A 10,319-nucleotide genomic window follows, 5' to 3' on the forward strand; every position below is an offset into this window, starting at 1 on the left:
ACAATGAAATAACCGAAAACAAAACCCAAGCGATAACTAACATAAACAACGCTAAAGAAAGCGCCAACAATGAAATAACCGAAAACAAAACCCAAGCGATAACTAACATTAACAACGCTAAAGAAAGCGCCAACAATGAAATAACCGAAAACAAAACGCAAAGCCTTGAAGCGCTAACGCAAGAAAAGCAACAAGCCACAAACGAGATTAACGAAGCGAAAAAGACCGATCATTATCAAAACATTGATTTTTTTGAGATTGAATAAGGCGTGTTAAAAACCACTATAATACCCCTAAAAAATGTGAGTTTTAAAGATGCCTTTATTTGATTTAAAAAGCCCTTATCCACCAGCAGGCGATCAGCCCCAAGCCATAGAAGCTTTAACGAAAAGCTTGAAAAATAACAACCATTATCAAACTCTAGTGGGGGTTACAGGGAGCGGTAAGACTTACACGATGGCTAATATCATCGCTCAAACCAATAAACCCACTTTGATCATGAGCCATAATAAGACCTTATGCGCGCAGCTTTATAGCGAGTTTAAGGCGTTTTTCCCGCATAATAGGGTGGAGTATTTTATCTCCCACTTTGATTACTACCAGCCTGAAAGCTATATCCCTAGGAGGGATTTATTCATTGAAAAAGACAGCTCTATTAACGATGATTTGGAGCGTTTGAGATTGAGCGCGACCACCTCGCTTTTAGGTTATGATGATGTGATCGTGATAGCGAGCGTTTCGGCTAATTATGGTTTGGGTAACCCTGAAGAATATTTAAAAGTCATGGAAAAAATCAAAGTGGGCGAGAAGCGCGCTTACAAGAGCTTTTTATTAAAGCTAGTAGAAATGGGTTATAGCCGTAATGAAGTGGTGTTTGATAGGGGGAGCTTTAGAGCGACAGGGGAATGCGTGGATATTTTCCCCGCTTATAATGACGCTGAATTTATTAGGATTGAATTTTTTGGCGATGAGATAGAAAGAATTGCGGTCTTTGACGCTTTAGAAAGAAATGAAATCAAACGCTTGGATTCTGTCATGCTTTATGCGGCCAGTCAGTTTGCCGTAGGGAGTGAGAGGTTGAATTTAGCCATTAAAAGCATTGAAAATGAACTCGCTCTAAGATTGAAATTTTTTAAAGAGCAGGATAAAATGCTTGAATACAACCGCCTCAAACAACGCACCGAGCATGATTTAGAAATGATTAGCGCGACGGGTGTGTGTAAGGGCATTGAAAATTATGCGCGCCATTTTACCGGTAAAGCCCCTAACGAAACGCCTTTTTGCTTGTTTGATTATTTGGGGATATTTGAGCGAGAGTTTTTAGTCATTGTAGATGAAAGCCATGTGAGTTTGCCGCAATTTGGGGGGATGTATGCAGGGGATATGAGCAGGAAAAGCGTTTTAGTGGAATATGGTTTTAGATTGCCTAGCGCTTTAGACAACCGCCCTTTAAAATTTGATGAATTTATCCATAAAAATTGCCAGTTCCTTTTTGTATCCGCTACGCCCAATAAGCTAGAATTAGAGCTTTCTCAAAAGAATGTCGCTGAGCAAATCATTCGCCCTACAGGGCTTTTAGACCCTAAATTTGAAGTGCGAGACAGCGATAAGCAAGTCCAGGATTTATTTGATGAAATCAAGCTAGTGGTGGCTAGAGGTGAAAGGGTGCTAATCACCACGCTCACTAAAAAAATGGCAGAAGAATTGTGCAAATATTATGCTGAATGGGGCTTGAAGGTGCGTTACATGCATAGTGAAATTGATGCGATTGAAAGAAATCACATCATCCGCTCTTTAAGGCTTAAGGAATTTGACATTTTAATAGGGATCAATCTTTTAAGAGAGGGGTTGGATTTGCCTGAAGTTTCTTTAGTAGCGATCATGGATGCGGATAAAGAAGGGTTTTTAAGGAGCGAAACAAGCCTTATTCAAACCATGGGGCGAGCCGCTAGAAACGCTAATGGTAAGGTTTTATTATACGCTAAAAAGATCACTCAAAGCATGCAAAAAGCCTTTGAGATCACGAGTTACAGGCGCGCCAAACAAGAAGAGTTTAATAAAATCCATAACATCACCCCCAAAACCGTTACTCGCGCTTTAGAAGAGGAGTTGAAATTAAGAGACGATGAGATTAGAATCGCTAAAGCCTTAAAAAAAGACAAAATGCCTAAAAGTGAAAGGGAAAAAATTATTAAAGAATTGGATAAAAAAATGCGAGAATGCGCGAAAAATTTGGATTTTGAAGAAGCGATGCGTTTGAGAGACGAAATCGCTCAATTAAGAACGCTTTAAACGCTATCGCTTAAAAACTGTAAGTGTAGTTGAAATAAACCGAGTAATTGCGCCTGAAATCAACTTGGTATAACAAGCTGTTGATCCCGTATTCTAAAAATCGTAAAACTTTGAGGACATCTTCACTATTATTGCTAATATTATTCATGGAATAATAATGGTTAAAATAATAAGTGGGGATTTTAATCCCAAAGCCAAACTGGTTGCGTTTATTCCCTAAACGAACCCCTAAATTTACCAAAAACTGAAAGCCATTTAAATTCACTTTCCCGCCAAAAGTGTTTTGAAGAAGAGTTTGGTACAATAACGCATCGCTCAATTTGTCATACACCCCGGCAAAAGCGATCCCCAGATTGAACCCGGCAAAAAACTTATCCCCATTATAAGCGTTAAGCAATAAATCCATATAAGTGCCATAAGTGGAAATGATAATAGACTGCGATTCTTTTTGGCCATAAAGAGAAGTGCTCAAATCATAAAACAGCCCCCACCTGAAGCCAAACCACTTCGTTTCTTCATGTTTACCCACCCATTTGTAGCCCACCTGAACGCCAAGACCATTAGACACATACGAATTTTTAAAAACAGGGCTTAAGCCATCGCTAAAAATGATTTGGCTTTTATTGAATTGTTGGGATAAATTCAAATTGCTGTAGTTGTGCTGGATGCTCCCTAACTGATACCCAAGCCCCAGATAAAACGCCGATCTATCCGCATAGCGTTTGATGGGCGAAACCACCTTTTTGTTAAAAAAAGTGTAATCCCCTTTAGTCAAAACATCTTTAAAATTATCCGCATGCAAGGCATAAGAAAGCCCTAAAATTAAGTATAACGCTCGTTTCAAAAAACCCCTTAAAACTTCAATTTTTACCGCTTATTTTATAGTTTTGTTTTTTTAAAAACGCGCCTTATCCAAACACCCTTTTAAAAATCGCCCCCACATTTTTAGTGTAATAGCTGTAATCAAAACATGCTTTGATTTCATCCTCGCTCAAATATTTTTTCAAGCGTTCATCGTTGAGTAGGGCGTTTAAAAACAAATTTTCATCAGCGTTTTTAAAAGCGCCTTGTTGCAAAATCTCCCATATTTTCATCGCATTTTCTTGCACGATTTTATAGCTTTCTTCTCGGCTCAAACCTTTTTTGGGCAATTCCAATAACACTCGTTGCGAAAAGACTAACCCCCCACTCAAAGCTAAATTTTTAAGCATGTTTTTAGGATAAACCACCAAATTTCCAATCACGCTATTTAGGCGGCTGAGCATAAAATCGCTAGTGATAAACAGATCGGGCAAGGCAAAACGCTCCACAGAGCTATGGCTCATGTCTCTTTCATGCCATAAGGCGACATTTTCTAGCATAGGGGTAGTAAAAGAGCGAATCACCCTACAAAGCCCGGTGATATTCTCGCTCAATATGGGGTTTCTTTTGTGAGGCATCGCAGAGCTTCCTTTTTGCCCTGTTGAAAAAGCTTCTTCCACTTCATAGACTTCACTGCGTTGCAAATGGCGGATATTGACAGCGATTTTTTCACAACTGCTCGCTAAAAGAGCCAGATCGCATGCAAGCCTAGCGTAGCGGTCTCTTTGAATGACTTGATTGCTGATATTGGCGGTTTTTAAGCCTAAAAATCCGCACGCTAATTCTTCTAATTCTAAAGGGGCGTGCGCGAAATTCCCCATAGCCCCACTGATCGCTCCCACGCTGATAAATTCCATCGTTAAATCTAAGGCTTTTAAATGCCGTTTGATTTCATCAGCAAAAAGGGCTAACACTAAGCCAAAAGTAATGGGTTCGCCAAACACCCCATGGCTTCTGCCTACCATTAGCGTGTCTTTATGCTCTAAAGCCCTGTTTTTAAGGGTTTCATAAAGGTTTTGAACGCCTTTTTGAATGAGCTTTAAGCTTTTGGTCATCAATAACGCCATAGCCGTATCAATGCAATCGCTAGAAGTGATCCCATAATGAAAAAAGCGAGACTCTTCGCCCAAGCTTTCAGCCACGCAAGTAGTGAAAGCGATTAAATCATGCTTAGTGGTTTTTTCAATTTCTTTGATGCGTTCAAGATTGAATGCCGCTTTTGCGCAGATTTTTTCACAATCGCTATCTTGGATTTGCCCAAGCTTGTTCCACGCCCTAACGACAGCTTTTTCCACTTCTAAATAGGTTTCAAACTTGGTTTGCTCATTCCATAAGGCTTTCATTTCTTCATTCGCATAGCGTTCTAACACCGACAATCCTTACAATCAAAATGGGATTTATGTTACTTTAAAGGGGTTTAAAGAATCAAGGGGAAAAATCGCACAAGGTGCAAGAAAGCCCCTTGATTTAAGTAAGAGTTATACTTTAGCTTCTTCTCTGCGTTGCAAGTATTCCCAACGCTCATTCACATCTTTTTGCAATTCTTCAATGATGTGTTCGTTTTCCTTTTTGAAAAGGTGTTTGAAGCGCTTTTGAGCCACTAAATAATCCCTTACAGGAATGATATTTCTGGGGCGGTAAGTGATTTTCAATTCCCTGCCATTAAAGATTTCAAATAAGGGGAACATCAAGCTATCCACAGCCATATCCGCTAATTCAATGGTCTTATTGGAATCAAATTTCCATTCAGTTGTGCATGGGCTAAGAGCGTTGATAAAGCAAGGCCCTTCAGTGTCTAGTGCGGTTTTAATCTTTTTATTCATGTCTTTCCATTTGTTAGGCGAGAGTTGCGCCACATAAGGGACCCCATGGCTTGCCATGATATTGACGATGTCTTTTTTCTTTTCTTTTTTACCAAAGCTCACCGATCCCGCTGGTGTGGTAGAAGTGCTAGCCCCTAATGGCGTAGAGCCGCTTCTTTGACCGCCGGTATTGGCGTAGTTTTCATTATCTAAGCAAATGTAAGTCATGTCATGCCCTCTTTCCATGCAACCGCTGATGAATTGAAGACCAATATCATAACTAGCCCCATCGCCTCCAAACGCCACAAATTTTGGCTTTTGACCTTGATAGCGGCCCTTATTCACTAAAGCCTTATACATCGCTTCCACCCCTGAAATCGCCGTAGAGCCATTTTCAAAACCAATATGAATCCAAGGCACATCCCATGAAGTGTGCGGATACACCGCCGAGCATACTTCTAAACAACCGGTAGAATTGCCTAAAACAATAGGCCCATCTACCGCGTTTAAAACTTCGCGCACAATGATGCCATGCCCACAACCCGGACAAAGCAAGTGCGAGCCTTGAAATTTCTCAGCGCTTTGGCTAAAACCTTTGAGTGTTTTGACTTCTTTTACCATGATATTTCCTTTTTAAAAAAAGCTCATTTTAGGGCCGCGCAAGCCTACGAATTGTTGGGTAGGGTGCGTGAGCGTGCCTTTAAGAGCGTCTTCATTGATTTCTTCAAAAATCTCGCATAAATGCGCGATCGTCATATCCCTTTCGCCTAAACCATAAATGTAGTTAGACACCACGGGGTGTTTAGTCCCTTGCGTTTGATACACCGCGCTCGTTACTTCATTAAACATCGCCCCCATAGCGCCCGCTGGAGAGCTTTTATCTAAAATCGCTAGAGCCTTAAGATTTTTCAAATCCTGCCCCAATCTTTCATAAGGGAAGGGGCGCAGAGAATGGATGGTAGCCACGCCGGCCTTAATGCCTTTTTTACGCATTTCTTTAGCCGCCACAATAGCGGATTCATAAGTAGTGCCTAACGCAAAGATAGCGATTTCAGCGTCTTCTAGCTGGAAAGTTTTAGTCAAATGGTATTGCCTGCCTGTGAGTTTAGCGAAATCATTGAACACTTCTTCAATCACAGAAGACGCGCTCATGATGGCATGGTGGAGTTGGGCTTTATGCTCATAATGCCATTCTTCTTCAGCTTGCGCGCCATAGCTTACCGGTTTATCAAAATCCAAAAGGGAATGCTTGGTTTGGTATTCGCCTACGAATTGATAAGCCACTGCATCGCTCAAAGGGCGGACATTTTGCACGGTGTGCGAGCATAAAAACCCGTCTTGATTGACAATAGTAGGCACGCGCACCTTTTGATGCTCTGCGATTTTAAACGCCATTAAAGTGAAATCATAAGCTTCTTGGGGGTTGCATGTGCATAAACTGATCCAGCCTGAATCCCTACTTAAATACATATCAGAATGATCGCCATGGATATTCAAAGGGGCTGCTAAAGCGCGATTGACTAAATTCAAAACGATAGGCAAACGCATGCCAGAAGCCTGGTATAAAACCTCTATCATTAACGCCAAACCTTGAGAGCTGGTCGCAGTGCTGACTCTCCCTCCAGCTGCTGCAGCTCCCACGCATGCACTCATGGCGGCATGTTCAGATTCCACTAAAACAAATTCGCCATCAATATAGCCATTATCCTTAAACGAACCATAATTTTGCACAATGGGCGTTGATGGGGTGATAGGATAGGCTGCGATGACATCAATTTGAGCCTGTCTTAAAGCGTTAGAACTAGCGGTGTTGCCATCCCACACTTCTATCTCTTGTAATTCAATACTTCTTGCCATATTTTTTCCTTATGATTTTTTCTTTTCTTGTTTTTGTGGCCATTGAGTGAGAGCGGTAGCGGGCTCAATTTGCTCTTCAAACATCCATAGCGATTTAGGGTTGGTGGGGCAGACATCCACGCACACGCCACAGCCTTTACAATGAGAATAATCCACGCCTTTTAATTTGCCCTCTCTTGAAAGAATGGCAGCGTCTGGGCAATAAACCCAACAATTAAAGCAATTGATGCAAATATTATTGTTATGCACAGGCTTAGCCACGCGCCAATGAGCCACTGAAGTGGTGAAATAACTTTGCTCGGTGTAATGGCGCTCATCATTGTGTTTTTCCATTTCGCTTTGCGCGTTCTTTTCAAAAGGGAAGAGCACCGCTCCCATTTCAAATTCATTCCAATCTTTCATCTTTAATCCTTAATGTTATTGAACTTCTTCATAAGCTCTTTGGATAGCGAGCATGTTAGCGTCAATGACTTCTTGCGTGAGTTTTTTGCCTAAAACTTTCTTAAAAGCTTCTTTAAAAGCCTCAATTTCAAGCATGCCAGACACTTTCATTAAAGCCCCTAACATGGGCGTGTTGGGGATAGGGCGTTTTAAGGTTTCCATAGAGATTTTTAAACAATCCACTAAAAACACCTTACGGGTTTTTAATTCAGGTTTTTTTTCAAACAATTCTTCTTTGTTAAGGTAGCTAGTGATGATATAAGTCGTGTCTTCTTTTTCATTAGCGAAAATGTTCTCAATGAAAACCAAACCAGGGTCAATCACCAGCACATAATCAGGCTGCATGAAGCGTTCATGGTTTAAAATAGGCTCATCATCAACGCGGTTATAAGCCATCATAGCAGCCCCCCGTTTAGCTGAACCATAAGAAGCGAACGCTTGCACTTCTTTGCCTGTTTTTGAAATCACATCAGCCAACCCTTTAGCACCGGTGATAGCACCCTGACCAGCTCGCGCATGCCATCTTATTTGGAACATGATAGTATGTCTCCTTAATATCGTATAAAATAAATTGAATTCAGCCTAAAATTATACAAGAAAAACTATTAATGTGTCTTATAACAATATCTTTTTAGGAATTTTTATAGGAAAATGGGGGCATACCCACAAGGATTATGGCTATTTTATGGCTATTTATTCTAAAAAGATAGGCGTTCTTAATAAAAACCACTAATATTTATTTTAAACTTTGTTATTATTAGGGTGTGATTTGATCTTAGTCTATTAGGGCAAGTGTGGGGCAGGATAACAAAAGGAATTGGGTTATGAATAAAACAACAATTAAAATATTGATGGGCATGGCGTTATTATCATCGCTTCAAGCCGCAGAGGCAGAGCTTGATGAAAAATCAAAAAAACCTAAATTTGCGGATAGGAATACGTTTTATTTAGGGGTTGGGTATCAGCTTAGCGCGATCAACACATCTTTTAGCACCAGTTCTATAGATAAATCGTATTTCATGACCGGCAATGGCTTTGGTGTGGTGTTAGGGGGGAAATTTGTGGCTAAAACGCAAGCTGTAGAGCATGTGGGTTTTCGTTACGGGTTGTTTTATGATCAGACCTTTTCTTCTCACAAATCCTATATTTCTACCTATGGTTTGGAATTTAGCGGTTTGTGGGACGCTTTCAATTCGCCAAAGATGTTTTTGGGGTTGGAGTTTGGCTTAGGCATCGCTGGGGCGACTTACATGCCAGGAGAGACTATGCATGGGATTATCGCTCAATATTTAGGCAAAGAAAATTCGCTTTTCCAATTGCTTGTGAAAGTGGGTTTTCGTTTTGGCTTTTTCCACAATGAAATCACTTTCGGGTTGAAATTCCCTGTCATTCCTAACACTAAAACCGAGAATATTGATGGCTTGGTCACTACCACTTTATGGCACCGCTTACCGGTCGCCTATTTCAATTATATCTATAATTTTTAGATATAGTTATTTAAAGGTTTTAGATTTGACAAAATCAATCAACTCTCGTGTGTCTATGGTTAGGGTTAAGAATTGCTGATAGGTAGTGATCCACTTACCCCCTTTCCCATACAAATGATACCCATCGCCCCCACCTAAAAAGTTAAAAAACGCATCCGCTCGCACGCTCACCCATTTATTTTTATAAACATAATAAAGCCCTATCATGTCAAAATTAGGGGCTCTATACCATGGCAATCCGGTATAAAGGGATTGGCCATAAGTGGCGTAAAAGTGCATTTGGGGTTTGTTGGAAAAATAGTATCTGTTAAAAATCCCAAAGCCCTTGTATTGCGCTTGAGCGTAAAATTCCCCCCCAAAGCTGTTATAAAATTGAGCGTTTTTGCACTCGCTAGCATGACGCACGCAATAATGGGTTTGAGACGACTGCGTGCCAAAAGTCATAAAGATATTATCCATATAAGGCATGAGATTTTTAAAATCCGCTTTTAAATAGGCATGGTAATAAACCCTGTCTAAAATGGTAGGGTTAGAGTATTTCCCTATTTCTCCGCCTTGTGGGTTATTTTTTTGACTGAAATAGGGGTAGCCATTGGGCCATTGCGGGGTTGCATCGCCTGGTTTTAAGTAAGAATTACCGCCGTAAGGGTAATTATTGCCCATGCTATGATGGCTGGCGTTATGAAAAACGACAAGCTGTCCTCCCAAACCTAAATACCCTTTAAGAAACTGAAATTCTGAAGAAACAAAATACAAGAATTGATCAAAATCGTAATTTTTCTTTTTGGGCCAGTTGTTCCAATTACGCCCCCCATACCAATCAACAACGCCCTCAAACCACCCATTCCACCAGCGGTTAGGATCATAAGCCGGTTTGAATTGAAACGCTCCTCCCCTAAAAGTAGGGTCTATAAACCAAAAAAGTTTTTTAAAAGCGCTTAAAGGGTAATGCCCTATTTGATAGCTTCGTGGCACAATGCCTAAAAAAAATCTCAAATTTTTCCCTATGTATTGGTAATACATCGTAACCCCCCACGAATAAGGGAAATAGCTATAATGCGTGTGTAAATTTTGAATGAACCACGCTCCAAACATCAAGGCCTGTCTTTTGTCTAATTGAACGCCAATTTGAGGCATGAGACGGGCTTGCATTTTGGTTAGGCTATTCCAATAGGGGTTGTTGTTTGGGGCCACTAAATTGAAATTAAAGCTCATGAACTTCAAGTCATAGACAAAACTAGCCGCTTTTATTAAGGGTGGTATTGAAAAACTTGAAATTAACAACGCATAAAGAGATTTTTTTAAGAAAATCAAATCAGAATTCATCCCCTTTCATCATCTTTTAAAATTGCAACATTTAAAATGGCGGCACTTAAAGACAAAGTGCGATTTTAAATTAATTTGCTTTAAAAACAGCATAAAAACCAAAAACAGAACCCTTTCAAGTTCGGTTTTTTTTTTTTTTTTGATAAAATAGCCATTAAAAAAGGGTGTTTAATTTTTTATGACTTCAGCTTCAAGCCATTCTTTTAAAGAACAAGATTTTCATATTCCTATCGCTTTTGCTTTTGATAAGAAT

Annotated in this window: 9 protein-coding genes and 2 pseudogenes; 4 read left to right on the forward strand and 7 right to left on the reverse strand. The window is 40.2% G+C overall.

Features of this window, described 5'->3' with window-relative positions:
* Window positions 1-266, forward strand: a pseudogene (locus CXY28_RS08160) (hypothetical protein); the annotation flags it as partial.
* A gap of 49 nt (window positions 267-315) precedes the next feature.
* Entirely contained in the window at window positions 316-2,292 is a 1,977-nt protein-coding gene (gene uvrB, locus CXY28_RS08165) for an excinuclease ABC subunit UvrB (protein WP_100951446.1), read from the forward strand.
* A 10-nt stretch (window positions 2,293-2,302) separates the two neighbouring features.
* Here uvrB and CXY28_RS08170 read toward each other — a convergent pair whose 3' ends face one another.
* From CXY28_RS08170 to CXY28_RS08195, 6 genes are all read right to left on the reverse strand, one after another.
* Window positions 2,303-3,136 carry an outer membrane protein gene (locus CXY28_RS08170; protein ID WP_100980430.1) on the reverse strand — a complete coding sequence of 278 codons (834 nt, stop codon included), beginning with the start codon at window positions 3,134-3,136 and terminating at the stop codon, window positions 2,303-2,305.
* Window positions 3,137-3,200: 64 nt separating this feature from the next.
* Entirely contained in the window at window positions 3,201-4,523 is a 1,323-nt protein-coding gene (gene purB / locus CXY28_RS08175) for an adenylosuccinate lyase (protein WP_100980432.1), read from the reverse strand.
* A gap of 108 nt (window positions 4,524-4,631) precedes the next feature.
* Complete coding sequence (locus CXY28_RS08180) at window positions 4,632-5,576, reverse strand: thiamine pyrophosphate-dependent enzyme (protein WP_100978022.1); 945 nt, start codon at window positions 5,574-5,576, stop codon at window positions 4,632-4,634.
* A 12-nt stretch (window positions 5,577-5,588) separates the two neighbouring features.
* A complete protein-coding gene (locus CXY28_RS08185; RefSeq protein WP_100980434.1) occupies window positions 5,589-6,812 on the reverse strand; it encodes a 2-oxoacid:ferredoxin oxidoreductase subunit alpha in 1,224 nt (407 codons plus the stop codon).
* 9 nt (window positions 6,813-6,821) lie between these two features.
* Window positions 6,822-7,214 carry a 4Fe-4S dicluster-binding protein gene (locus CXY28_RS08190; protein ID WP_000656174.1) on the reverse strand — a complete coding sequence of 131 codons (393 nt, stop codon included), beginning with the start codon at window positions 7,212-7,214 and terminating at the stop codon, window positions 6,822-6,824.
* A 15-nt stretch (window positions 7,215-7,229) separates the two neighbouring features.
* Window positions 7,230-7,790, reverse strand: a complete 561-nt coding sequence (locus CXY28_RS08195) for a pyruvate flavodoxin oxidoreductase subunit gamma (protein ID WP_000486466.1) — start codon at window positions 7,788-7,790, stop codon at window positions 7,230-7,232.
* 287 nt (window positions 7,791-8,077) lie between these two features.
* Here CXY28_RS08195 and CXY28_RS08200 point away from each other — a divergent pair, with 287 nt between their 5' ends.
* Window positions 8,078-8,740 (forward strand): outer membrane protein, encoded by a 663-nt coding sequence (locus tag CXY28_RS08200; protein ID WP_100966421.1) that lies wholly within the window; start codon window positions 8,078-8,080, stop codon window positions 8,738-8,740.
* Between the two features lie 6 nt (window positions 8,741-8,746).
* Here the strand turns inward: CXY28_RS08200 and CXY28_RS08205 are convergent, their stop codons facing one another.
* Entirely contained in the window at window positions 8,747-10,054 is a 1,308-nt protein-coding gene (locus CXY28_RS08205) for a hypothetical protein (protein WP_100980435.1), read from the reverse strand.
* A 190-nt stretch (window positions 10,055-10,244) separates the two neighbouring features.
* On the opposite strand from CXY28_RS08205, the pseudogene CXY28_RS08210 reads away from it, so the two are divergent.
* Window positions 10,245-10,319: pseudogene (locus CXY28_RS08210) on the forward strand (glycosyltransferase family 8 protein); the annotation flags it as partial.

This window comes from Helicobacter pylori, from assembly GCF_002832345.1.
GTDB lineage: Bacteria > Campylobacterota > Campylobacteria > Campylobacterales > Helicobacteraceae > Helicobacter > Helicobacter pylori_CP.

Excerpts from the sequence above, each read along its gene's own strand:
- uvrB (WP_100951446.1), top strand. The coding sequence starts at position 316 with ATGCCTTTATTTGATTTAAAAAGCCCTTATCCACCAGCAGGCGATCAG.
- CXY28_RS08180 (WP_100978022.1), bottom strand. The coding sequence starts at position 5,576 with ATGGTAAAAGAAGTCAAAACACTCAAAGGTTTTAGCCAAAGCGCTGAG.
- CXY28_RS08185 (WP_100980434.1), bottom strand. The coding sequence starts at position 6,812 with ATGGCAAGAAGTATTGAATTACAAGAGATAGAAGTGTGGGATGGCAAC.
- CXY28_RS08190 (WP_000656174.1), bottom strand. The coding sequence starts at position 7,214 with ATGAAAGATTGGAATGAATTTGAAATGGGAGCGGTGCTCTTCCCTTTT.
- CXY28_RS08195 (WP_000486466.1), bottom strand. The coding sequence starts at position 7,790 with ATGTTCCAAATAAGATGGCATGCGCGAGCTGGTCAGGGTGCTATCACC.
- CXY28_RS08200 (WP_100966421.1), top strand. The coding sequence starts at position 8,078 with ATGAATAAAACAACAATTAAAATATTGATGGGCATGGCGTTATTATCA.